The sequence below is a fragment of the Kribbella sp. NPDC054772 genome (assembly GCF_053611945.1).
Window position 1 is genome coordinate 143,508 of the sequence record NZ_JBSHBJ010000015.1, and the last position, 22,061, is coordinate 165,568.

Consider the following 22,061-nt stretch of genomic DNA (forward strand, 5'->3'; position numbering starts at 1 on the left):
GCGCCAGTCGGTAGAGCTAGTCGGCGCCGACCAGGCGGAGACCGATGACGCCGGTGACGATCAGGGCGATGCAGGCCACGCGGGCCGGGGTGATCGGCTCGTTGAACAGGATGATCCCGAGCGTCACCACCCCGACCGAACCGACACCGGTCCAGATCGCGTACGCCGTACCGACGGGGAGGCGATCGAGCGTCTTCGCCAGGAGTGCCACCGAGATGACGCCGAACACCAGCACGCCGACGGTCGGCCACGGCCGGCTGAAACCCTCGCTCGGTTTCAGGCTGAGCGCGAACGCGATCTCGAACGCCGCCGCGGCGAGCAGGATGAGCCACGCCATCAGGCCGCCAGCGCTCCGCGCAGATGCCGGTGCGTGACCGTCGCGACCCGGGCCCCGAGCGCGGCCGCGGTGCGCAGGTCGGTCGCCGGCGGCGCCTTCTCCGCGGACAGGTCCGCGTCGGACTGCGCCATCGCGCCCATCCAGCTGCCGAGCCGGTTCAGGTCCTCGATGCTCGCGGTGCTCTCCGCCCAGCCCGGGTAGATGTCCAGGCCGACCCAGATCATCCCGTGCTGCGCCGCGAACACCGCCAGGTCGACCAGGCTGTTCAGCTTGTCGCCGGACATCGCCTTCGAGTTGGTGAAGCCGGCGGCGATCTTGTCCCGCCAGCCGAGATCGGCGGCCCAGACCCGCACACTCTCCTCGGCGAACTTCTTGAACACCCAGCTCGGGCTCCCCATGTACGTCGGAGCTCCGAAGACGATCGCGTCGGCTGCGGTGAGCCGCTCCCAGACGTCCTCGGTCAACTCGTCCAGCGGGACCAGGTCGGCCGTCGTGTCCGGGACCGACGTGGCCCCGGCCGCGACCGCCTCGGCCTGCTTCGCGGTGTGCCCGTAGCCCGAGTGAAAGGCGATCGCGATCCGGGCGGGAGTGTTGCTCATGCTTCCTCCTGAGTCTTTAGCGGACTACAGTCCGTCTTATGAACGACAGTACCGGACCGCGGTCCGCTTCACAACGGGATCTTCCGGTCGTGGGGGAGCCACGCCCGGAACGCGCCGACGCCCGCCGGAACCGGCTCCGGGTGCTGGAGGCCGCGGACCGGTTGTTCACCGCGCACGGGGTGCAGAACGTGTCGCTGGACGCGATCGCCGCCGAGGCGGGCGTGGGGAAGGGGACGGTGTTCCGCCGGTTCGGGGACCGCGCGGGGCTGGCGGTCGCACTGCTCGACGAGCGCGAGCAGGAACTGCAGGCGAAGATCATCAGCGGTCCGCCACCACTCGGTCCGGGAGCGCCGCCGTTGGTGCGGTTACTGGCGTTCCTCGACGCGTACCTCGACCTGCTGGACCGGCACGTCGCGCTGTTCATGGACAGCGAGAACGCGTCAGACGGCGCGCGCTACCGGATCGGTTCGTACCACCTCTGGCACCGGCACCTGTCGCACTTGATCGAGTCCGCCCGTCCGGACCTCGACGCGGACTACACGGCGCACGTACTGCTGGCGCCGCTCGCGGCCGACCTGCACAACGCCCTGCGGACACAGGGTTTCGAGCTCGACCGAATGCGGGCCGGCCTCGCCGCGATCGCCAAGAACCTGCTCAGCGCCTGAACTTCCATCGTCGTCGTACGCCTCGAGACCGGCCATGAACGCCTTCTCCTGCTCCGGCGACAGCGTCAGCTCCCAGGACTACCTCTGCTCGGCGTGGAACGTGTAGAAGTCGTCGCCGTTCAGCGGGTCGCGGATCAGGTCACCACTCGCCGAATCGGTGCGGCTTTGCGCAACCTTCACGTCAGGTCGCGGATCAGCCTGATTTCCGGGAGTTTCCCGAGCGAGGAGTACGTGCGGCCGGCGGTCTCGGTGAACCCGTACCGCGTGTAGAACGTGCGCGCGCGGATATTTGCCTCAAGCACCCAAAGCCCCACATTGGTACAGTCCGCGGCCCGCAGATCGGCACACGCCGCGTCGGTCAGAGCCCGCCCCGCGCCGGTTCCCCAGTGGTCAGGATGCACGAAGAGCGCGTACAACTCACCGCTGCGCGGCGGCGCCTCCGGATCGCGCTCGGGCCCGACACCGGCGTACCCGATGACTTTGTCTTGGCGTACGGCGACGTGGATTCGGGAGCGGCCGGCGGCGATGCTGTCGGTCCAGGAGGTGGCGATCGCCGACGGGTCCATCGCGTCGAGGAAATCCTGGGGGACCAGGCCGGTGAACGCGGCCCGCCAACTGGCGACCCGCGCCTCGGCGGCGCCCGGGAGATCTTCTGGCCGGGCCGAACGGACGATCAGTTGGGTTTTTCCTCGTGGGCGGCTTGGGCCTTGGCGAGGCGTTCGCGGGCGCCGTCGAGCCAGCGCTGGCACGTGGTGGCCAGCTCCTCGCCGCGCTCCCACAGGGCCAGCGACTCCTCGAGCGTGGTACCGCCGGCTTCTAGCTTGCGGACCACCTCGACGAGTTCCTCGCGGGCCTGCTCGTAGGTGATCTCGGGTCGGTCGCCGCTCACGTGTTCTCCTCGGACTTGACTTCGACAGTGAACCGGCCGTCGGTGACCCGCGCCTGCAACAGATCACCCGGCGCGACCTGCGCCACTTCCCGTACGGCGGTCCCGTCGGCGAGCTGCAGCACGGAGTACCCGCGCTCGAGGGTCGCCTTCGGGGACAATGCCCGCACACTCGCCAACCGGTGCGCGATGTCGTCGCCGGCCCGGTCGAGCCGGTGCGTCAGGGTCCGCCGGCTCCGCTCGATCAGCGCCAGGACCTCGTCGGACCGGCGCTGCAGATCGGTCACCGGCGCCGCCAGCGCCGGCCGGCTCCGGATCGCCGCCAAAGCATGCGCTTCCCGATCCAGCCACGACCTGATCGCCCGCGAGCCGCGCTCGCGCAGCAGCCGCACGCCGTCCAGCTCCTCGCGCACGTCCGGCACGATCCGCTTCGCCGCGTCGGTCGGCGTCGACGCCCGCAGATCCGCGACCAGGTCGAGCAGTGGCGAGTCCGGCTCGTGGCCGATCGCGCTCACGACCGGCGTACTCGCCTTCGACACCGCGCGGATCAATCCCTCGTCGGAGAACGGCAGTAGGTCCTCCAGCGATCCGCCACCGCGCGCGATCACGATCACCTCGACCGACTCGTCCGCGTCCAGCTTCCGCAGCGCGGTCATCACCTCGCCGGCCGCCGACGGCCCCTGCACCGACGCGTACTCGATCCGGAACGCGACCGCCGGCCACCTCCGCTTCGCGTTCTCCAGCACGTCCCGCTCGGCCGCCGAGTCCCGCCCGCAGATCAACCCGATCGTGTGCGGCAGGAACGGCAGCTTCCGCTTCCGGTGCGGCGCGAACAGGCCCTCGGCCCCGAGCAGTTGCTTGAGTCGCTCGATCCGGGCCAGGAGCTCACCGATGCCGACGTGCCGGATCTCGTTGACCGCGAGCGCGAGCGTCCCGCGCCGGGCGAAGAAGTTCGGCTTGGCGTTCACGACGACCCGCGAGCCGTCCTTCACCGGCGGGTCGACCGCCTCGAACACCCGGCGGTTGCAGGTGAACCGCAGCGAGATATCCGCGTCGGTGTCCCGCAGCGTGCCGAAGACAGTCGTCGTACCGCGCCCGATCGAGACGTCGGTCAGCTGTCCCTCGACCCACACGGCACCGAGCTGGTTGATCCAGCTGGCGATCCCGTTCGCGATCGTGCGAACGGCCGCGGGTGCGTCCGGTGAGGTCTCCAAAGCCACCCCCAGACCCTACGACCCCGCACCGACAATCACTAACGTTGAGTGATGCGTCCGCTGCTACTGCTCGATTTCGACGGTCCGCTCAACCCGCACGCGGCCGACGGATTCCCGCCCGGGTACGTGCGGCACGAGATCACTGAGGGCGCAAAGACCTGGCGGGTCCTGCTCAACCCGAGTCACGGCGGACAGCTCAAGGAGCTTGCGAAAACGTTTGAGCTGGTGTGGGCGAGCAGCTGGGAGGACGGCGCGAACCGGCTGCTCGGGCCGCGGCTCGGCCTGCCGCCGCTGCCCACGATCCGGTGGCCGGATCGCAAGCCGGTACGCCATGGTTCCTGGAAGGCGCCGTACGTCGCGGAGTGGGTCGGCGATCGTCCGTTCGCCTGGGTGGACGACGAGGTGGGGGAGTTCGAACGAACACGTTTTCCGGGGGCGCACCAACTGATTCTCCGGGTCGATCCCCGGACCGGGCTGACCGAGCGGGACTTCGAGGAGCTCCGGGTGTGGGGCGGCGGAAAACCCGTTGCGGACAAGGCGTTTCCGTCGCATTCTTGACGTGCTGGAACACCTCCCACGGGGGAGCCGTCCGGACAGGGCGGACGGCTCCTCGACGTCCGATGGACCTCCGCTTCGGCATGCTGTCGGCATGCGAGAGCAGGAAGTGATCGGGTACGCGCGGCTGTACGGGCCACTGGCCGTGGTGTCGGTGGTGATCTCGTTCCAGCCGATCCTCCCGCCGGACTACGGAACGCTGTGGGAGATGGCCGGCCGCCAGGGTGGCGGACCGGCGATTCTCGGTGCGCTGCTGATGGGCGCGATGATCGCGCTGCTGGCGCACGCGAGCTTCCGTCCGGCGACGACCGTGGCGGTCCCGACCGGGATCGCGGTGCTCGCGGGCCTGATCGTGGTGATGCTGCTCACAAAGCCGGGCACGCGGAGCCCGACGCCGGAGCTGACTTCGTTCGGTGATGCCGCTGTCGCGGTGGTGTGCTGCACGTGTGCGCTGGCGGTTTCGCACCTGGTACGACTCCGGCGGTGTTAACTACGGCCCGTACCATGGGGACCGTGACTTCCCAGCCTGACAACACCGGTACTTCGACCGCGACCAAGACCAAGCGGGTGCTGCTTGCGGCCCCCCGCGGGTACTGTGCGGGCGTCGACCGGGCGGTCGTGGCGGTGGAGAAGGCCCTCGACCTCTACGGTCCGCCGGTGTACGTGCGCAAGGAGATCGTGCACAACAAGTACGTCGTCCAGACGCTGCAGAAGCGTGGCGCGATCTTCGTCGACGAGACCGAAGAGGTCCCCGAGGGCGAGACGGTGATCTTCTCCGCGCACGGTGTCGCCCCGGTGGTGCACGAGGAGGCGGCGGCGCGGCAGCTGAAGACGATCGACGCGACCTGCCCGCTGGTGACGAAGGTGCACCACGAGGCGAAGCGGTTCGCGGCGACGGACTACGACATCCTGCTGATCGGTCACGAGGGCCACGAAGAGGTCATCGGCACCTCCGGCGAGGCCCCGGACCACGTGCACCTGGTCGACGGGCCCGACGACGTACCGAATGTCGTCGTCCGCGACCCGGAGAAGGTCGTTTGGCTGTCGCAGACCACGCTGTCCGTCGACGAGACGATGGAGACGGTACGCCGCCTGCGCGAACGGTTCCCGCACTTGCAGGACCCGCCGAGCGACGACATCTGCTACGCCACCCAGAACCGTCAGGCCGCGGTGAAGAAGCTCGCGCCCGAGGCCGACCTGATGATCGTGGTCGGTTCGCGGAACTCGTCGAACTCGGTGCGCCTGGTCGAGGTCGCGGTCGAGCACGGCGCCAAGGCCGGCTACCTGGTCGACTTCGCCGACGAGATCGACGAGGCCTGGCTCGAAGGTGTCGACGCGGTCGGCGTCAGCAGCGGCGCGAGCGTGCCCGAGGTGCTGGTGCGCGACGTCCTGCGCTGGCTCGCCGAGCGCGGCTACGCCGACGTACAGGAAGTCACCACCGCGGAGGAGAGCCTCACCTTCGCCCTCCCCCGAGACCTCCGCACCGACCTCAAAGCGGCCGGGCTCCCCACCACCGGCACCTCAGACCACGCCTGGACTATTTGATCCTGACCAGGGTGCTGGCCTTCGTGTCGAACCAGCCCCGCGTGCCGCAGAAGCCCACCCGGTACGTGAACTTGTAGGTGCCTGGCTTCGTGTAGGTATGGGTGTCGATCAGATACGTCTGGCTGCCGTGCTTCAGTTCTTTGGTGGTGCAATCGAGCGGCCCGCCGTCGGAGCCCCCGGGAATGCCCTCACCGAAGCTGTAGTCGGATCCGCTCGACAGGTCGACGAACAGGCTGTCGGCCGACAACAACGTGTTCTCGGGCTGGACCGTGGGGATGAAGGCCTTGCCGGAGACGGTGATGTTCATCGTTACCGTGCGGCCTTTGATGGTTGGTTTCAGGAGGACCTGGATCGGCGGGGGTGGCGGGAGGGGCTTGGCTGTTGGTGGGCCGGTGATCACGGTCTTGGGGGCGCCGGGGGTGTTCGTGACCGGCGGGGCGCCGCCGATGTTCGTGACGTTGCCGAGGGCAAAGGCGATCGCCACTACGCAGGCCGTGGCGATACCGACCACGCCGGCGGTGCGGCGGCGGCGTACCTTGCGGACGCGGGCGAACACTGCCTCGCTCGGGACGGCGCTCGGCGGTGGTGGTTCGGCGACCAGTTGGTCGAAGCGGCTCTTCAGGTCTTCGGTCATGGCTCAGCCCTCCTTCTGGGCAGGGGCGGAGACGGCGGCGACCAGATGATGCTCGCGGAGCTTGGCCAGTCCGCGGGAGACGTTGCTCTTCACCGTCCCGAGCGAACAGCCCATGATCTGGGCGATCTCGGCTTCCGGCAGATCCTCGAAGTACCGCAGGACGAGCGTCGCGCGAGTCCGCCGGGGGAGCGTGGCGAGTGCCCGGAGCAGCAGGTCACGATCGTCCACGACGCCGTACTCCGACGGTCCTGAGGACTGGTGCGGTTCGGGGAGATGCTCGGTCGGCGTCTCGCCCTTCCATTTGCGGCGCCACCACTGGGTGCTGGTGTTCACCATGACGGTGCGGGTGTAGCTCTCCAGCGCGTTCCCGCTGCGCAGCGAGGCGCGGTGGAACCACACCTTCGTCAGCGATGTCTGCACGAGGTCCTCGGCGAGATGCCACTCGCCGGTCAGCAGGTATCCGAACCGCTGCAACGCCGTGAACCGCCCGTCCACGAAGTCCGCGAATTCCCGATCCCGTCCTGGATCCATGGCCACATACCCCCAGCTCTCATCCGGTCAGGAGTGTGATGAGGCGAGGGTTCCGAAAGGTTGAGCTGTGATCGGACAGTGCGGAGCTTGTGATGTTCAGCCGTCGTACGCCGCCTGCGCCTTGGTGATCGCCGGCATGTTGGTCTCGGCCCAGTCGGTGAGGACGGCGATCGGGGCGATCAGCGAGGCGCCCAGGGGCGTGAGGGTGTAGACGACGCGCGGCGGGATCTCGGCGAAGACCTCGCGGGTGATCAGGCCGTCGCGCTCCAGGCGGCGCAGAGTCTGGGTGAGCACCTTGGGCGCGACCCGGCCGATCCCGTCGCGGAGCTCGGTGAACCGCAGCGGGCCGTCGCGCAGCAGCAAGACAGCGAGCACCGTCCACTTGTCGCCGATCCGGTCCAGGATCACCCGGGTCGGGCAGTTCGGGTCGAAGACGTCGCCTTTGGTTACCACAAGGTACTTATAGCACGTTGAAGTAGCCAGTTACCAATGGATACTGTCCAGCTCAGACCTCACAGACAGGAGTAAAGATGAAGATCGCGGTGTACGGCGCGAGCGGCATGGTCGGCAGCCGGGTGGCGGCCGAGGCGGTGAACCGTGGACACGAGGTGACCGGCGTGACGCGATCCGGCGGTGACCTGCCGACCGGCGTCCGCGCGGTCCAGGCGAGCGCGAACGACGTCGCGACGGCCAAGGAGCTCGCGGGCGAGTCGGACGTGCTGGTCGCGGCGATCGGTCCGAGCCGGGACGGCGGCGACCACCAGGACTACCTGGACGCGGTCGACAATCTGATCGCCGCGGTGCGGGGGACGGCGACCCGGCTGATCGTGGTCGGCGGCGCCGGCAGCTTGGTTGTCAACGGCAACCGGGTGGTGGACGGCCCGGACTTCCCGGCCGAGTACAAGAACGAGTCGCTGACCGTCTCGCAGGCGTTGGAGAACCTCCGCGCCAGCGACGTGAACTGGACCATGCTGTCCCCGGCGTTCGTGATCGCCCCCGGCGAGCGGACCGGTGTCTTCCGGCTCAGCCTCGACGAGCCGATCGGCGACCACATCTCCGCCGAGGACTACGCGGTCGCGCTGATCGACGAGCTCGAGAAGCCCGCCCACAACCGCCAGCGCTTCACCCTGGGCTACTGAGCGGCTTGCCGAGATACCCGCGGGCCAGCATCGTCACCCACTGGTAGACGGCGTCCTCCGCGGGTGCCAGCGGGCCGGGCCGGAAGTGCGGTGACTCGGCGCCGCGCTGGACCGACTCGCACGCGGCCCAGTCCTCGCGGTTGGTGATGTCCCAGAACTCCACGGCGTACGACGGGTCGGTCACCTCGGGACGGAAGTACCAGGAGCATTCGATCGCGGTCAGTCCGGGAGCGCGTGGCTCGAGTCGATGCGTCATCACGTAGTCGGGGTGCAGTGAGAGCAACAGGTTCGGGAACAGGCCGACGTAGTTGACCTGTCGTGGGTTCACACCTGGCAGCGGGACTCCATGCGACCGGCCGTCGAGCGACATCGTCTCGGCGTCCGGCCGCAGGTCCATCAACCCGCCGACCCACGCGCCGGGCAGATCCCAGTTGTCGCCCGACGACGGCGGCGACACCTTGCAGAGCTCGGGATGGATCAGCGGGCAGTGGTAGCACTCGTGGTAGTTCTCCACGATCGTCTTCCAGTTGGCCGCGACGTCGTACGAGTGCCGGGCCTTCATGACCAGCGATTCCGGCGCGTACGGCGCGACGAGATCCGTCAGCCCGCCGACGTGGTCCGAGAACGCCTCCGCCGTACCGGTCGCGTTCACGAACAGCCACCCCTGCCATACCTCGGCCGGCAGTTCGACCAGCCCGTACGGCGTGGGGTCGAAGGCGTCACCCATCCTCGGTGCGGTCTTCACCGACCCGTCGAGCTCGTACGACCATCCGTGGTACGGGCACACCACCGCGCGGCGGTCGCTCGTCTCGTCGCGCTGCAACAGCTCGTGCCCGCGATGCCGGCAGGTGTTGGCGAACGCCCGCGGCCGGTCCCCGAACGTGACAACGGTCGCGATGTCACCAACGGTCACCTCGCGGTACGTCGTACCGCCGGCCAGCTCGTCGACGCGGCCGAGGCACGTCCACGTCCCGGCGAAGAAGTGCCGGCGTTCCCACGCGAGCACGTCCGGATCGACGTACGCCGCCCGCGGCAGCATGACCGACTCGCCGTGCGGCCGTAGCGAAGCTTCCAGCGCGTCAAAGGGGAGCATCTACCAACTATCGGGCGAACTCCACGTACTTGCCCAGCACGTAGTCCCAGCCGGTGTCGTAGCTCAGGCGCGCCCGCCCGCCGCCTTCGCCGCGGCGTTCCCAGCCGGAGTGCACCAGCTGGACCTGGGTGCCGTCGCCGGTCGCCTCGAAGGTCACGGTGACCTGGCCGGCCTCCGACGGGTCACCGCCGGGGTGCCAGCTGAAGCTGAGCGACGTCGGCGGGTTCCAGGCTGAGATCGTTCCCCAGGTGGCGATCTCGCCCTCGGTGCCGTACTCGGCGATGCGCCCGCCGACCGCACCCTCCAGCCGCACCTCGTTCGCCGCTTCCTCGCCGACCGAGTGGCTGAAGAGCGGCCACCACGCCGACGTCTCCGCGGTGAATGCCTCGAACGCGCGGTCGACGCCGACCGGTACGACAACGGTCTTCACCAACGGTGACAGGTCTTGTTCCACAGTCATGTCCGTTCCTCCTCGGTCCGCCGGACGTGGTCGGCGTACGCCTGCAGCGTGTCGCCCCAGAACTGGTCGAGCCAGCTGCGCAACTCGTCGAGACCCGCCTGGTGGACGCGGTAGATGTTCCGCGTCCCGCGCGCCTCGTGCCGCACCAGCCCGACCGCGCCGAGCACCTTCAGGTGCTGCGAGATCGCGGGCCGGCTGACCGGGACGTGGTCGGCCAGTACGCCGACCGAACACGGCCCGCCGGTCCGCAGCGTCTCGAGGATCACCCGCCGGGTCGGGTCGCCCAGTGCGTCCAGCACCGGCCCGACGGCGGCGAGTGATCCGTAAGTCTCCACGAACGGTAAGTTGCCACTAACGGACCGAGGAGTCAAGCCTCAGTTGAAGGGATCGAGGATCAGTCCGGCGTCCTGGGGGTTGCCGTCGTGAACCAGGGCCTCGTGGTTGCCGACGTCGTCGAACGCGAAGCCGTACGCCTTGCCGTCGGCCATCTGGGCGTGGATGGCCTTCGAGTAGTGGTTGGTGACGCCGTCCTTGTAGAAGTTCGCGTCGTTGGCGTCCGGCTGGTTCGGGTTGGTCAGCAACGTCGAGCGGTTGTAGCCGGCGCACAACGTGCGCGAGATCGGGCCGCGGACCTGGTCGTTCGGTGCGTCGAGCAGCTTCGCGCAGCCGAAGACACTCGCCGCGTCCGGCTTCTGGAAGGACGTGACGACCGCACCGGCGCTGTTGGTGAAGTTCATGACGTTGCCCGACACCTTGCCGAAGTACTTCGTGTTCGGCTGATCGCCGAACGGCGTCACCGTCAACGTGTCCGAGCTGTACTTCGACCAGACGCGGTTGATGTAGTCGTCCATCACGTTCGCCGGGAGCGCACCGGTCTCGACGCCGTACGACGGGGAAAGCACCCGGATGACCGAGCCGTCCGAGCCCTTCTGGATCAGGCCGCCCCAGCCGCCCGCGGTGTTCTTGAGCGCGTCGTAGACCGCGTTGTAGCCACCGGACTTGAGGTGCCCGGTGGTGTTGCCGTTCACGCTGACCGCGTACGGCGCCGAGAACATGTCCACCTGTGTGCTGTTGATCCACAGCCCGCTGTCGTTGAGCGTGTACTCCGACCAGTTGAACAGGATGTTCCGGTTCGGATCGTCCGGGTTCTGTACGGCGGGTTGCACCAGGCCGCCCGTGGTCAGTTTGAAGACCAGCTTCTGGCCGTACGAGAAGTAGACCCGGCCGGAGAACTTCGGCATCTGGATCGTCACCGACTGGCCGTTGCCCGGTCCCTGGATCGACGCGTCGGGCGCCGGGGTGGGCGGGTTGCCGCCGGCCGGCCAGGCGTGGAAGGTGCCGGACGCATCGGCCCAGCCCTGCTGGCCGGTCGCCAGATTCGTGCCCAGGTTGTAAATGTAGACCGCGTCGCCACGGCCCGAGTTGTTCGTGATCTTGAGCGGAATAGTTGCCGGTACTGCGTCCTGTGCCGCCTCGGCCGCACGATGCGGCGCAGCCGACAACACACCGGCCACCGCCACCGCAGCCGCGACAACGCCTGCAATTCGCGTTCTGACACGCATTCGTTTCTCCTCACGTCCGCCTGAGAGAGCGCTCTCATCGTTCCGTGAAGAGGCCACCGACTGTCAACAGTCCATCACTGTCGGCTTTCCGACATCAGTCCTGCGGCGCACCCTCGCCGGTGAGGCCGTCGATCGACTCCCGGATCAGATCGGCGTGGCCGGTGTGCCGGGCGTACTCCTCGATCAGGTCGACGAGGATGTAGCGCAGACTCGGCGACTGCCCGCCGCGACCCTTCCACTGGGCCAGTTGGTCGACCCCGCCCTTGGCGAGCACCTCGGCGACGGCGGCGCGGGAGCGCGCGACCGACGCCTCCCACAGCGCCATCAGCTCTTCGGGGGAGTCGTCCGCCGCGCTGCTCCACTCCCAGTCCGGGTCGGCGTCCCAGTCGACGGCGTCCCACGGAGCGCCGAGTTCCTGGCCGAGCAGCCGGCGAGTGAAGTACTCGTCCTCGACCAGTGCGAGGTGCTTGAGCAGTCCGCCGAGCGTCACCGTCGACGGCGGGTGCTTCGTGGCGAGACCGGCCGCGTCGAGACCGCCGCACTTCCAGGCGAACGTCCGCCGATTGCGCTCGAGCGCACCGAGCAACGTGTCGGCCTCGGGCCCGGCGATCGGCGGCTCGATCAAAGGTGCGTTGTCCATACCGAGCACGCTAACGGTGGTTCCGGACGATCACCGTCCGGAACGCGTCACCCGGCCTGTGACGGCGGCCACCGGTGGGTCGTCGGAGCCTCGTCGAGAGCGAGGAACTCCGGCGCGGTCAGCGGACGAACCGACGCCTCGATCGACTCCATCGCGGTCAGCTCGGCCTCCGTGACGTGCAGGTCGCGGAGCTTCCGCGCGGTGATGAACACCCGCCGCTCGAACGAGCCGACGGTGCCGTTGTACGCCTCGACCGCGGACGTCAACGACCTCCCCACGCGCCCCAAGTGATCGCCCATAGTCCCGAGCCGTTCGTACAACTCCCGCCCGAGCTCGAACACCTGCTGCGCCGACTCGGTCAGCGCCGACTGGTTCCACGCGTACGCCGCGGCGCGCAACGTCGCGATCAGGGTCGTCGGCGTCGCCAGGATCACCCGGCGCTCAGCGGCGTACTCCAGCAGGGTGGGCTCGATGTCGAGGGCCGCGGACAGGAACGACTCGCCCGGCACGAAGAGGATCACGAACTCCGGTGACGGCGAGAGACGCGTCCAGTACGCCTTCGCCGCAAGCTGGTCGACATGCGTGCGCAGGTGCCGCGCGTGTGCTCGCAAGCGGTCCTCGCGGACGTCCGCGTCATCCGACTCGCTGGCATCGAGGAACGCGGCGAGCGGCACCTTCGAGTCGACGACGAGATTCTTGCCCTCGGCAAGTCGGACCACCAGGTCCGGCCGCAGTACGCCGTCCTCGCCGACCGTCGTCGCCTGCTCGGTGAAGTCGCAGTGCGACACCATCCCGGCGAGCTCGACAGTCCGGCGCAGATGCAGCTCGCCCCACCGTCCACGCACCTGCGGCTTCCGCAACGCGGTCGACAGCGACGCGGTCTCGCGACGCAACGCCTCGCCGCTCATCCGCACCTCGTTGACCTGCTGGTGCAGCTGGCTCTGCCACGCGGCCCGGCCCTGCTCGAGCTTGTTCAGCTGCGCGTGCAGGCGATCCAGCGCCTCCTTCACGACCGCCTGGCCGCCCATCTGCGCACCGACCGACGTCCGCTCCTGGGTCAGCTCGACGACCCGGTCCTCGGCCGCGTCGCGCTCGGCGGTGATCCGCGCGAGCCGTGAACCGTCCCGCCCGCGCGCCCAGAGCACACCGAACGCAGCACCTAGCAGCAGCCCGATGAACAGGAAGAGCAGGATCAGCAACAGCGTCGTACCGGTCATGTCACTGATAGTGCCGAACCCCACCGACAGTTTCCGGAATCCCCGCTCAGTGAGTCGCCGCGGCCTCGATCACGTACGTCGTACTCGCGGTGGCGACCGTGTCGACGAGGGTGAGGCCGGCGGATGCGAGCAACGCGCGGTACTGGTCGGTCGTGCGCTCACGGCCGCCGGTCATGATCAGCATGTTGACGTCCGAGAACGCGGTCCGGACGGGATCCGGCGACCGGTCGAGCAGTTGCTCCACGAGCAGCACGCGACCGTCCGTCGGCAGGGCGCGGCGGCAGTTGCGGAGGATCTCGATCGACTCGGCGTCCGCCCAGTCGTGGATCACCGACTTCAACACCAGTGCGTCGCCGGCCGGCACGCTGTCGAAGAAGTCGCCGCCGATCACCTGGAACTGCTCGGTGTCCGCGCCGGCGACCACGTCGGGCTGGTCGAACAGCACACCGTGGATGGTCGGGTAGCGCTCCAGGATCCCGCTCAGCAACCGCCCGTGCCCGCCGCCGACGTCAACCACGCTGTCGTACCGGCTGAAGTCGTACGCCGTGACGACCGCGTTGGAAACCGCGTCCGCCATCGACGTCATCGCGGCGTCGAACGCGTCCTGTTCGTCGGGATGCTTGGCGCGGTACTCCCACACGGGTTCGCCGTGCACGATCGAGAACGCGGTCTCTCCGGAGCGGATGCACTGCTCCAACGCGGCGTACGCCTCCCAGTGAGAACCGGTCCCCACGAACCGGGCCCAGCCCGCGACCGAGCGCGGTACGTCGACCCGGAGCGCCGCACCGAGCTCGGTGTTCGCGAAGCTGCCGTCGTCGGCCGTGTACAGGCCGAGTGCGGTCAAGGCGTGCAGGAGTCGAGCGAGCGCTTGTTCGTCGGCGCCGCTCGACTCGGCGAGCTCGGCCAAGGTCCGTGGACCGGCGGCGAGCGCGTCGCTGATCCCGAGCCGAGCGGCGACCGAGATCGCTTGGGACACCTGGTACCCGCCGATCAGGCGGAGCAACTCCCGAGAAGCATCCATGGGGCATTGTGCGCCCGGGGAGGCCTGTCGGTCAGCAGTCCATCGCGGGGAACGCGTAGCCCTGCGCCTTCAGCAGCGGCAGCACCTTGTCCAGCGCGGCGACCGTCTGCGCGCGGTTCCCGCCGCCGTCGTGCATCAGGATGATGTTGTGGTTGTGCGCGTGGGTCATGATGTTGTGCACGATCGCGTTCGTCCCCGGCCGGGCCCAGTCCCGCGGGTCGACGTCCCAGAGCACCTGAACCTTTCCGGCCGCCTTGATGTCGGCCCGCACCTTCGGGTTCGAGGCGCCGTACGGCGGCCGGAAGCAGGTCGAGGCCGGTCCGTCGAAGATCTCGTGGTGCCGTTTCGCCGCCGATACCGCGGTCAGCTGCGGATGCGTGATCGAGTGACTGCCGATGGTGTTGCCCGCGGCAATCACCTGTTCGCGCAGCCCGGGGTGCGCGGTCTGCATCGCGCCGAGCTCGAAGAACGTCGCGTGCGCGCCGTGCTTGCGCAGTACCTGCAGGACCTTCGGTGTCCAGTACGGGTCCGGTCCGTCGTCGAAACTGAAGAACAGGACCTTTTTGTTGCCTGTGGCAAACGCTGCGGTCGGGTTCGGCGCCGGCCTGTGCGGTGTCGACGGCGGTGCGTTCAAGGTCGGCGTCACGGTCGGCGTCGGCGACGGGGTCGCCGAGGTCTGCGCGGCGGCGGGCCGCGGCGGTGGTTCGTGCCCGAGTGCCAGGACGAGTAGCGAACCGACGACGACGGCCAGCGCCACCCCGGTCGCGACGAACGCGGCGAACCTTCGGGACATGATCGCTCCCCACTGCGAATCAGGCGGTACTTCCCCAGTGCTCCTGTCCAGGAGCGCCTCAACACAACGAAAGACGCCTTACCCGTCAGCTTGGTTGGCCTGTTCGTGTTGCGGTGAGATCTCGACTGTCGCGGTGCCGCCCCGGTGGTACAGCCGGCCCTCCAGCGACTTCACGCTCGCGACCAGCACGAAGCTCATGCTGACCAGCAGCGACCACGCCCCGAACTTCGCCGGGTGCACGAGCCGCCACACGTTCACCTGGTCGGGGTAGTTCCACGCGTCCAGGAACGTGCCCGCGTTCTCGGCGATCCACAGGAAGAACCCGATCAACGCGAACGCCACCACGAGCGGCATCCGGTAGCGCCGTACCCCGACCGTGAAGAAGACCCAGGTACGACGCAACACGACGAGCAACCCGAACGCGATCGGGATCCGCAGGTCGGGGATCCAGTGATGGGTGAAGAAGTTCGCGTAGATGAGGACGGCGAGAACCGTGGTCTGGATCGGCCGGTAACCACTCACGCGCAGGTCGAACCGGCGCCACGCCTGACAGATGTAGCTGCCGACCGCGGCGTACATGAACCCGGCGAACAGCGGTACGCCGGCGATCTTCGTCACCGCGTCACCCGGGTACTGCCACGAGCCGACGTGCACCTTGAACAGCTCCAGCCCGAGCCCCACGAGGTGGAACCCGAAGATCACCGCGACCTCGCGCCAGGTCTCCAGCCGGACGAGCCAGAACAGCAGCGTCAGTGCGAGGCAGTAGATCAGCAACGCGTCGTACCGGGCGATCGGCAGGGCGACGTATTTCGAGATCGCCAGGCCCGCGAACAGGAACCCCGGGAACAGGCACGACACCACCTCCAGGCACCCGAACCGGAGGAACTGCAAGCAGCCGAACACGAAGCGTGAAGAGAACCCGAGGCGGGCGGTCCAGGTGGTCACAGACTGGAGACGTTGCTTGCGGACGCCTGGTTGGGAGAAATAAGAACAGCAGTGGGAGGTGGGCGATGGATCCGAAGGTGGTCTACGAGACCGACCGGCTCCTGGTGCGCGACTGGGCCGACGGCGACGGGGACCGGGTGTTCGACATCTACCGGCGCTGGGAGGTGTCCCGCTGGCTCGGCGCCGCGCCGCGGGTGATGGCCGACCGCGGGGCCGCGTCGCAGGTGATCGCCCGCTGGAACGAGCGCAACCGCGACTCGACGTACGGCATCTGGGCGGTCCAGGAGCGCGCCTCCGGGACGGTCGCGGGCACCGTCCTGCTGGTGCCGCTGCCCGACCCGACGGACGGGACGGCCGCCCGGGGCGAGGTCGAGGTGGGCTGGCACTTCCACCCGGACGCCTGGGGCCGCGGGCTGGCGACCGAGTCGGCGCGGGGCGCGATCGAGCACGGATTCAAGGCCGGTGTGGGCCAGATCTACGCGGTGGTCCGCCCGGACAACGTCGCGTCGCTGGCCGTGTGCGGCCGCCTCGGCATGCACCGGATCGGCCGCACGAACCGCTGGTACGGCGCTGAGCTCGAGGCGTTCCTGATCTGACGGATTGGGGTACTTCGGTGTTCGCCGCGTAACCTTGACGCCCGTGGCACTCACCATCGGAATCGTCGGACTCCCCAACGCGGGCAAGTCAACCCTGTTCAACGCGCTGACCAAGAACGACGTGCTCGCCGCGAACTACCCGTTCGCGACCATCGAGCCGAACGTCGGGGTCGTCGGTGTCCCGGACCCGCGGCTGGGCAAGCTGGCCGAGCTGTTCGACTCCCAGAAGGTGATCCCCGCCACCGTCCAGTTCGTCGACATCGCGGGCATCGTCCGCGGCGCGTCGGAGGGTGAGGGCCTCGGGAACAAGTTCCTCAGCCACATCCGCGAGTCGGACGCGATCTGCCAGGTCACCCGGGTGTTCCGCGACGACGACGTCACCCACGTCGACGGCAAGGTCTCGCCGGCCGACGACATCTCCACCATCCAGACCGAGCTGATCCTTGCCGACCTGCAGACCGTCGAGAAGGCGATCCCGCGGCTGGAGAAGGAAGCCCGGCTGAAGAAGGAGAGCGCCGCCGTCCTGGACGCGGTCCGCGAGGCCCAGAAGCACCTCGAGGCCGGTACGCCGATCATCGCCACGGACATCGACCGCGACGCGATCCGCGAACTGATGCTGATGACCGCGAAGCCGTACCTGTACGTCTTCAACTGCGACGCCGACGAGCTCGCCGACGAAGAGCTGAAGCAGAAGATGCGGGACCTGGTCGCGCCCGCCGAGGCGATCTTCCTGGACGCCAAGTTCGAGGCCGAACTGGTCGAACTCGGCGACGAGGACGAGGCCCGCGAGATGCTCACCGAGATGGGCATCGAGGAACCCGGCCTCGACGTACTGGCCCGGGTCGGCTTCGACACCCTCGGCCTGCAGACGTACCTGACCGCGGGCCCGAAGGAGTCCCGCGCCTGGACCATCAAGCGCGGCGCCACCGCCCCCGAGGCCGCCGGCGTCATCCACACCGACTTCCAACGCGGCTTCATCAAGGCCGAAATCGTCTCCTACAACGACCTGATGGACGCCGGCACCATGACCGCCGCCCGCTCCGCCGGCAAAGTCCGCATGGAAGGCAAGGACTACGTGATGCAGGACGGCGACGTAGTCGAATTCCGCTTCAACGTCTGAGCGAAGCAGCGACCGTTGGCGCTGAAGCGAACCTGGTTGCGGGTTCGTGGACTGACGGGTGATTTCACGACACCCGAAGACAGCGCCCGCGCCCGGGAGTTGACCGCCGCCTGGGAACAGGCTTGGCCGGGTAGTGAGCCCGTCGGGTACCTGCTCCGGGGCGCTGACAAGTGGGTGCGGTTCCACAGCCTGCCGGGTGGCAAGCGGTACGCGGACTCGCCGCAGGAGTACGAGGAGATCCTGCGCCGGCATCACGCCGTACTGGAGGCGCTCTCGGGCGGGCTGGCGAGCGAGCAACTGCTGGCGATCGGCGAGGACTACGGGCCACGTGATCTCTCGACCGGCTGGACGCGACGGCACTTGCACGGCGCCTGGCCTTGGCGTCGGTGGTACGACGAGAACGGTACGGAATCCTGGAGCTACTTCTGGGTCAAGAGCGGCCTCACCCGCGTCGAACTCGGCCATCTGCTCACCGCGACCGCCAACGGCGAGACAAGCGTGATCATCGTCGGGCCAGGGCTGCGCTGGATCTATGCGCCGTACGACGGGGGCGCGGACGTCGTCGCCCCGGACCGCGTAGAGCGCGACGCACTGCACGACAGGTTCGCCGAGTGGCTGTCGGAACGTGCGGACGGTTTGTAGGCGCGCTCCGACAGCCACGGCGGCCGGAGTTCCGCTTGAACGTCTAGGGTGCACGGGATGGCAGCGGTTGAGGAGTTCGAGGACGCGTACGAGCGGGCTGAAGCCGACTACCTTCGTGCGCTCCGTGCCGATCGGCCCAGAGCCGACCTGACGCTGCTGGCCGGCGCGGTCGCGGGTGCGGCGGAGGCCTGGGATGCCGAGGCGTACCGGCTTCTTCATCTGTCGGTCGGGTCCGAGCGTGCCGAGCTGGATCGACTGACCGAGATGACTGAGGCTCTCAGGTACCTCTGGACCGACATCCATGCCGCCTACAGAGGCTGATCCTCGAGCGGACTGTGCTTTGCCGCGACGGTTTGGGCGGCTTTGTGGACTGCCTCGGCTAGTTCGCGTGGGGAGATGACTTGGGCGGCGCCGGCTTGGGCTAGGACTGCGGCGCAGGCTTCGTTGGGGTTTTCCAGGTCGGTGTGGAGGAGCCACCAGCCGTTGTCTGCGGGGACCATCGGGGTGGTGGGGCGGAAGCGGCGTACGGCGTGGTCGCGAACTTTGAGGACTGTGGGGTACGACGGGCGGAGGGCCTTGAACTCTTGTTGGGACTCGGCCCAGTAGGCGGCCAGGTCGAAGGTGGGCGGCCGAGTGAACGTGCGGGTGGTGAGCTCGGCCGAGGTTATCCGCGAGAGGCGGTAGGTGCGGAGGCGACCGTCGGTGCGGGCGGCGACGAGGTACCAGGTGCGGGTCTTCGCGACCAGTCCGAGCGGTTCGACGGGGAACGGCCCGCGGCGCGGGGCGGTGGATGTGCTGGTGGGCGGCGTGGGGTCGCCGTACTCGATGTCGAGGGTGCGTTCTTGCCAGACGGCCTGGCGGCAGAGGTCTAGCCAGCGTGGGGTTTCGCGGTGGTCGTCCCAGCCGGCGTGGTCGATCAGGAGCCGTTGCCGGGCGTACTCCGCTTCGCGGCGAGTGCCCTCCGGGAGGGAAACGATCAGCTTCTGGACCGCGAGGTCGCTGGACGCGTCGAGTCCGAGGTCCGCGAGTACATGCGCGGTCGCGCCGACGAACACCGACATCACCTCGGACGGCGTGAGACCGGTGAGCCGGCTTCGGTAGTCGGGCAGCAACGCCCACCCACCGCCGCGACCGCGAACCGAATAGACAGGGACCCCGGCAAGACTCAACGCCTCGAGGTCGCGCTGCACCGTACGCGGCGACACATCAAGCGCCTCCGCAAGCTGCGCGACCGTCGTCTGACCGCGCGTCTGCAGCTGCAGCAGAAGCCGAAGAAGCCGTTCCGCGCGCATCCCCCAACTATCTCAGCAAAATAAGCCATCAACCGTCGTCTTTTCTTCCTACGGTCGGCGCCATGACTGCGATCGAGGTGGAAGACCTCTCGATGTCCTACCAAGCCCCCGTCCGCAAAACAGGACTGCGGGCCGCTCTGGGTTCGCTGGTACGCCGTGAGTACAAGACGGTCCAAGCGCTCGACGAGGTGACGTTCACGATCGCCCGCGGCGAGGTGGCCGGCTTCATCGGACCGAACGGCGCCGGCAAGACCACGACGATGAAGATCCTCTCCGGGATCCTGCACCCGACCAGCGGCCGCGTCGACGTACTCGATTCGGTCCCGTGGCAGCGCCGCTCCGCGTTCCTGAAACGGATCGCGTTCGTCCGCGGCAGCCAGCCGGTCGGCGGCTCGCAGGAGCTGACCGTGATGGACTCGCTCGAATACCAGCGGCTCCTGTACGACGTCCCGTGCCCCGAGTACCGCCGTACCCTCGCCGAGCTCGAAGCGCTGCTCGACCTCGGCCCGCTCCTCGACCGGCAACTCCGTGCGCTCAGCCTCGGCGAGCGGATGCGGATCGGGCTCGCGATGGCGCTGATCTACCGCCCTGAGGTGCTGTTCCTCGACGAACCGACGATCGGCCTCGACGTCACCGCAGCGACCCAGATCCGCGAATTCGTCGCCAGGTACGTCGACCAGACCGGGGCGACCGTGCTCCTGACCAGCCACTACATGGCCGACGTCGCGTCCCTGTGCCCGCGGCTGATCCTGATCGACCACGGCCAGGTCGCGTACGACGGTCCGCTGGCCGAACTGTCCGCGCGATTGTCGCCGTACAAGCTGATCCGGATCTCGACGCATGGGGATCCCGCCTCGTTCGGTGAGGTGGTCGAGAAGGCCGACGGGCAGTGGGTCCTGCGGGTGCCGCGCGACGACGTGGCGGGGACGACGGCGCGGTTGCTGCAGGCGCTCGAGGTCGTGGATCTCGCGGTGGAGGAGCCGCCGCTTGAGAAGGTCATCGACCAGGCGTACCGCGAGGGGTTGCGATGAGAACCGCCGTACTGCTGGGTTTCAGGCTTCGCCAGGAGGTGCTGGAGTGGTCCGGTGCCTGGTGGTTCCTGCTGACGCTGGTGGTGCAGGCGGTGTTGGCGCCGCTGGTCGGGTTGTTCGTCTGGTCTGCGGTGTACCCGGACGAGCCGGCGATCGCGCGGTACTACGTCGCGGTGATCCTGGTGACGCTGATGACCGAGTCGTTCGAGCAGCACACGTTGTCCGAGCGGATCTACAACGGGACGCTGAGCCACGAACTGCTCCGCCCGCAGCCGGTGGTGGTCGGCGTCGTCGGGATGAACCTCGCGATCCGTGCTTGGCTGACGTTGCTCGGCGCGCCGATCGTTGTGCTCACCACGGTCACGCTGCATGTCGGGTTCGATTGGTCGGCAGTGGTGCGGAGTACGCCGTACGTCGCGTTGGCCGCTGTACTGGTGTTCCTGTGGACGTTCTTGCTGTCGTTGACCGCGTTCTGGACCGATCGGGTGCATGCCGTGGTGGGGTTCGGGAGCCAGCTGATCTTCCTCTTCGGCGGTACGGCGGCGCCGATCGCGCTCCTCCCGAACAGCTGGCGCCGGGTCGCCGAGGTGCTGCCGTTCTATGGGATGAACGGGTTGCCGGCCGAGGTCGCCGCGGGTACGCGAACCGCCGGATCGCTCGCCTATCAGCTGATCTGGGTCGTCGTGCTGATCGGTGCCGTCACGGTCCTTTGGAGAGCCGGCGTACGTCGGTACACGGCGGTGGGTTCGTGAAACCCCTCCGTCTGCTCGCCGCGGGCTTCTCGCTCTCGCTGCGCCGCAGCATGGCCTTCCGCATCAACCTGGTGTTCGACATCCTGCTTGCCTTCATCGGCCTGGGTACGGCGATCGCCGCCGTCCTGATCGTCTTCACCCGGGCCGACACCCTCGTGGGCTGGTCGAAGGCGGAGTTCCTCGTGCTGATCGGCACGTATCAATGCATCACTGGTTTGCGCGGCACGTTCATCGATCCGAACCTGTCCTGGTTCCCCGAGACCGTCCGCGACGGGAAGCTCGACGCCTACCTGCTGCAACCGGCGTCCAGCCTGTTCCTCGCCAGCCTGTCGTTGTCGTCGCCCCTCCAGCTGATCCAGTTCGTGCTAGGTATCGGCGTCCTGAGCTGGGGCATCTCCTCCACCGACCACCCGCCCGGTCCCGCCTGCGTGGCGAGCTGGTTGATCCTGGTAGTCGCCGGCCTGCTGGTCACCTGGGCGTTGAGCGTTCTCCTGGCCTGCCTCGCTTTCTGGGCCCCCAAACTCCAGTTGGACGTCTTCTTCCACTCGGCGTGGCAACTCGCCCGCTACCCGACCGACGTCTTCACCCACCCCCTCCGCATCATCCTCACCTACATCTTCCCCATGGCCCTGATCGCCTCCGTCCCGTCGACGGCCTTGATGCGTGGACCGCAGTTGGGCGTTCTGGCTGCGGGATGCGCGGCGGCGGGCGGCGCGGCCGGGGTGGCGGTGCTGGCTTGGCGGGCGGGAGTGCGGCGATATAGCGGGGCTACCTCGTGAGGCCGTGCCGAAG

General features: G+C 68.3%; 30 protein-coding genes. 12 read left to right on the forward strand and 18 right to left on the reverse strand.

Annotated elements, in window-relative coordinates; genetic code table 11:
* Positions 1-16: 16 nt before the first annotated feature.
* Both ACWGID_RS23585 and ACWGID_RS23590 read right to left on the reverse strand, forming a co-directional pair.
* Positions 17-337, reverse strand: a complete 321-nt coding sequence (locus ACWGID_RS23585; protein ID WP_452199839.1) for a DMT family transporter — start codon at positions 335-337, stop codon at positions 17-19.
* Positions 337-936 carry a flavodoxin family protein gene (locus tag ACWGID_RS23590; protein WP_452199841.1) on the reverse strand — a complete coding sequence of 200 codons (600 nt, stop codon included), beginning with the start codon at positions 934-936 and terminating at the stop codon, positions 337-339. The genes ACWGID_RS23585 and ACWGID_RS23590 overlap by 1 nt, the downstream gene beginning before the upstream one ends.
* Positions 937-974: 38 nt before the next feature.
* Between ACWGID_RS23590 and ACWGID_RS23595 the strand changes: the two genes are divergently transcribed.
* Positions 975-1,601 carry a TetR/AcrR family transcriptional regulator gene (locus ACWGID_RS23595; RefSeq protein ID WP_452199843.1) on the forward strand — a complete coding sequence of 209 codons (627 nt, stop codon included), beginning with the start codon at positions 975-977 and terminating at the stop codon, positions 1,599-1,601.
* Between the two features lie 176 nt (positions 1,602-1,777).
* Here ACWGID_RS23595 and ACWGID_RS23600 read toward each other — a convergent pair whose 3' ends face one another.
* Genes ACWGID_RS23600 through xseA form a run of 3 tightly spaced genes read right to left on the reverse strand, consistent with a single transcriptional unit; the run spans position 1,778 to position 3,707 of the window.
* Positions 1,778-2,350 carry an N-acetyltransferase family protein gene (locus ACWGID_RS23600; RefSeq protein WP_452199845.1) on the reverse strand — a complete coding sequence of 191 codons (573 nt, stop codon included), beginning with the start codon at positions 2,348-2,350 and terminating at the stop codon, positions 1,778-1,780.
* Positions 2,275-2,490, reverse strand: coding sequence for an exodeoxyribonuclease VII small subunit (locus ACWGID_RS23605; protein ID WP_452199847.1), 216 nt, complete (start codon positions 2,488-2,490; stop codon positions 2,275-2,277). The genes ACWGID_RS23600 and ACWGID_RS23605 overlap by 76 nt, the downstream gene beginning before the upstream one ends.
* Positions 2,487-3,707, reverse strand: a complete 1,221-nt coding sequence (xseA, locus tag ACWGID_RS23610; RefSeq protein WP_452199849.1) for an exodeoxyribonuclease VII large subunit — start codon at positions 3,705-3,707, stop codon at positions 2,487-2,489. Before xseA ends, ACWGID_RS23605 begins: the two co-directional genes overlap by 4 nt.
* A gap of 45 nt (positions 3,708-3,752) precedes the next feature.
* Between xseA and ACWGID_RS23615 the strand changes: the two genes are divergently transcribed.
* The 3 genes from ACWGID_RS23615 to ACWGID_RS23625 all read left to right on the forward strand — a co-directional run bounded on the left by ACWGID_RS23615 (position 3,753) and on the right by ACWGID_RS23625 (position 5,801).
* Positions 3,753-4,259 (forward strand): HAD domain-containing protein, encoded by a 507-nt coding sequence (locus tag ACWGID_RS23615; RefSeq protein ID WP_452199851.1) that lies wholly within the window; start codon positions 3,753-3,755, stop codon positions 4,257-4,259.
* A 91-nt stretch (positions 4,260-4,350) separates the two neighbouring features.
* Positions 4,351-4,746 (forward strand): hypothetical protein, encoded by a 396-nt coding sequence (locus ACWGID_RS23620; protein ID WP_452199852.1) that lies wholly within the window; start codon positions 4,351-4,353, stop codon positions 4,744-4,746.
* A 14-nt stretch (positions 4,747-4,760) separates the two neighbouring features.
* Entirely contained in the window at positions 4,761-5,801 is a 1,041-nt protein-coding gene (locus tag ACWGID_RS23625; RefSeq protein ID WP_452199854.1) for a 4-hydroxy-3-methylbut-2-enyl diphosphate reductase, read from the forward strand.
* On the opposite strand, the gene ACWGID_RS23630 is transcribed toward ACWGID_RS23625, so the two are convergent.
* The 3 genes from ACWGID_RS23630 to ACWGID_RS23640 all read right to left on the reverse strand — a co-directional run bounded on the left by ACWGID_RS23630 (position 5,794) and on the right by ACWGID_RS23640 (position 7,419).
* The gene (locus ACWGID_RS23630) at positions 5,794-6,435 is read right to left on the reverse strand and encodes a hypothetical protein (protein WP_452199856.1); all 642 of its coding nucleotides are present in this window, start codon (positions 6,433-6,435) and stop codon (positions 5,794-5,796) included. The two genes, ACWGID_RS23625 and ACWGID_RS23630, sit on opposite strands and share 8 nt — an antisense overlap.
* Before the next feature lie 3 nt (positions 6,436-6,438).
* Positions 6,439-6,966 carry a SigE family RNA polymerase sigma factor gene (locus ACWGID_RS23635; protein WP_452199858.1) on the reverse strand — a complete coding sequence of 176 codons (528 nt, stop codon included), beginning with the start codon at positions 6,964-6,966 and terminating at the stop codon, positions 6,439-6,441.
* Between the two features lie 96 nt (positions 6,967-7,062).
* Complete coding sequence (locus ACWGID_RS23640; protein WP_452199859.1) at positions 7,063-7,419, reverse strand: winged helix-turn-helix transcriptional regulator; 357 nt, start codon at positions 7,417-7,419, stop codon at positions 7,063-7,065.
* A 77-nt stretch (positions 7,420-7,496) separates the two neighbouring features.
* Here ACWGID_RS23640 and ACWGID_RS23645 point away from each other — a divergent pair, with 77 nt between their 5' ends.
* The gene (locus ACWGID_RS23645; RefSeq protein ID WP_452199861.1) at positions 7,497-8,105 is read left to right on the forward strand and encodes an NAD(P)-dependent oxidoreductase; all 609 of its coding nucleotides are present in this window, start codon (positions 7,497-7,499) and stop codon (positions 8,103-8,105) included.
* Here the strand turns inward: ACWGID_RS23645 and ACWGID_RS23650 are convergent.
* From ACWGID_RS23650 to ACWGID_RS23690, 9 genes are all read right to left on the reverse strand, one after another.
* Positions 8,089-9,198: an aromatic ring-hydroxylating oxygenase subunit alpha gene (locus ACWGID_RS23650; RefSeq protein ID WP_452199863.1), complete on the reverse strand. Its 1,110-nt coding sequence runs from the start codon at positions 9,196-9,198 to the stop codon at positions 8,089-8,091. The two genes, ACWGID_RS23645 and ACWGID_RS23650, sit on opposite strands and share 17 nt — an antisense overlap.
* A 7-nt stretch (positions 9,199-9,205) precedes the next feature.
* On the reverse strand, positions 9,206-9,658 hold the full coding sequence (locus tag ACWGID_RS23655; RefSeq protein WP_452199865.1) for an SRPBCC domain-containing protein: 453 nt from the start codon (positions 9,656-9,658) through the stop codon (positions 9,206-9,208).
* Entirely contained in the window at positions 9,655-9,993 is a 339-nt protein-coding gene (locus ACWGID_RS23660) for an ArsR/SmtB family transcription factor (protein WP_452199867.1), read from the reverse strand. Before ACWGID_RS23660 ends, ACWGID_RS23655 begins: the two co-directional genes overlap by 4 nt.
* Positions 9,994-10,032: 39 nt before the next feature.
* Entirely contained in the window at positions 10,033-11,220 is a 1,188-nt protein-coding gene (locus ACWGID_RS23665) for a glycoside hydrolase family 64 protein (protein ID WP_452199868.1), read from the reverse strand.
* A 94-nt stretch (positions 11,221-11,314) separates the two neighbouring features.
* Positions 11,315-11,860: a DinB family protein gene (locus tag ACWGID_RS23670; protein ID WP_452199870.1), complete on the reverse strand. Its 546-nt coding sequence runs from the start codon at positions 11,858-11,860 to the stop codon at positions 11,315-11,317.
* Between the two features lie 47 nt (positions 11,861-11,907).
* Positions 11,908-13,077 (reverse strand): DNA recombination protein RmuC, encoded by a 1,170-nt coding sequence (locus tag ACWGID_RS23675; RefSeq protein ID WP_452199872.1) that lies wholly within the window; start codon positions 13,075-13,077, stop codon positions 11,908-11,910.
* Between the two features lie 46 nt (positions 13,078-13,123).
* The gene (locus ACWGID_RS23680) at positions 13,124-14,098 is read right to left on the reverse strand and encodes a methyltransferase (RefSeq protein ID WP_452199874.1); all 975 of its coding nucleotides are present in this window, start codon (positions 14,096-14,098) and stop codon (positions 13,124-13,126) included.
* Between the two features lie 31 nt (positions 14,099-14,129).
* Positions 14,130-14,891 carry a polysaccharide deacetylase family protein gene (locus ACWGID_RS23685; protein WP_452199876.1) on the reverse strand — a complete coding sequence of 254 codons (762 nt, stop codon included), beginning with the start codon at positions 14,889-14,891 and terminating at the stop codon, positions 14,130-14,132.
* A 78-nt stretch (positions 14,892-14,969) separates the two neighbouring features.
* Positions 14,970-15,836 carry a DUF817 domain-containing protein gene (locus tag ACWGID_RS23690; RefSeq protein WP_452199877.1) on the reverse strand — a complete coding sequence of 289 codons (867 nt, stop codon included), beginning with the start codon at positions 15,834-15,836 and terminating at the stop codon, positions 14,970-14,972.
* Between the two features lie 65 nt (positions 15,837-15,901).
* On the opposite strand from ACWGID_RS23690, the gene ACWGID_RS23695 reads away from it, so the two are divergent.
* The 4 genes from ACWGID_RS23695 to ACWGID_RS23710 are packed head-to-tail and all read left to right on the forward strand — an operon-like array spanning position 15,902 to position 18,515.
* Positions 15,902-16,432 (forward strand): GNAT family N-acetyltransferase, encoded by a 531-nt coding sequence (locus tag ACWGID_RS23695; protein ID WP_452199879.1) that lies wholly within the window; start codon positions 15,902-15,904, stop codon positions 16,430-16,432.
* A 43-nt stretch (positions 16,433-16,475) separates the two neighbouring features.
* Positions 16,476-17,552 carry a redox-regulated ATPase YchF gene (gene ychF / locus ACWGID_RS23700; protein WP_452199881.1) on the forward strand — a complete coding sequence of 359 codons (1,077 nt, stop codon included), beginning with the start codon at positions 16,476-16,478 and terminating at the stop codon, positions 17,550-17,552.
* 15 nt (positions 17,553-17,567) lie between these two features.
* Positions 17,568-18,194, forward strand: a complete 627-nt coding sequence (locus ACWGID_RS23705; RefSeq protein ID WP_452199883.1) for a DUF3885 domain-containing protein — start codon at positions 17,568-17,570, stop codon at positions 18,192-18,194.
* A 57-nt stretch (positions 18,195-18,251) separates the two neighbouring features.
* Positions 18,252-18,515: a hypothetical protein gene (locus tag ACWGID_RS23710; protein WP_452199885.1), complete on the forward strand. Its 264-nt coding sequence runs from the start codon at positions 18,252-18,254 to the stop codon at positions 18,513-18,515.
* Here ACWGID_RS23710 and ACWGID_RS23715 read toward each other — a convergent pair.
* Complete coding sequence (locus ACWGID_RS23715; RefSeq protein WP_452199887.1) at positions 18,503-19,486, reverse strand: helix-turn-helix transcriptional regulator; 984 nt, start codon at positions 19,484-19,486, stop codon at positions 18,503-18,505. The two genes, ACWGID_RS23710 and ACWGID_RS23715, sit on opposite strands and share 13 nt — an antisense overlap.
* Positions 19,487-19,548: 62 nt before the next feature.
* On the opposite strand from ACWGID_RS23715, the gene ACWGID_RS23720 reads away from it, so the two are divergent.
* The 3 genes from ACWGID_RS23720 to ACWGID_RS23730 are packed head-to-tail and all read left to right on the forward strand — an operon-like array spanning position 19,549 to position 22,048.
* The gene (locus tag ACWGID_RS23720) at positions 19,549-20,517 is read left to right on the forward strand and encodes an ABC transporter ATP-binding protein (RefSeq protein ID WP_452199889.1); all 969 of its coding nucleotides are present in this window, start codon (positions 19,549-19,551) and stop codon (positions 20,515-20,517) included.
* Positions 20,514-21,269, forward strand: coding sequence for an ABC-2 family transporter protein (locus ACWGID_RS23725; RefSeq protein ID WP_452199891.1), 756 nt, complete (start codon positions 20,514-20,516; stop codon positions 21,267-21,269). The genes ACWGID_RS23720 and ACWGID_RS23725 overlap by 4 nt, the downstream gene beginning before the upstream one ends.
* Entirely contained in the window at positions 21,266-22,048 is a 783-nt protein-coding gene (locus ACWGID_RS23730; RefSeq protein ID WP_452199893.1) for an ABC transporter permease, read from the forward strand. The genes ACWGID_RS23725 and ACWGID_RS23730 overlap by 4 nt, the downstream gene beginning before the upstream one ends.
* The last annotated feature ends 13 nt before the right edge of the window (positions 22,049-22,061 follow it).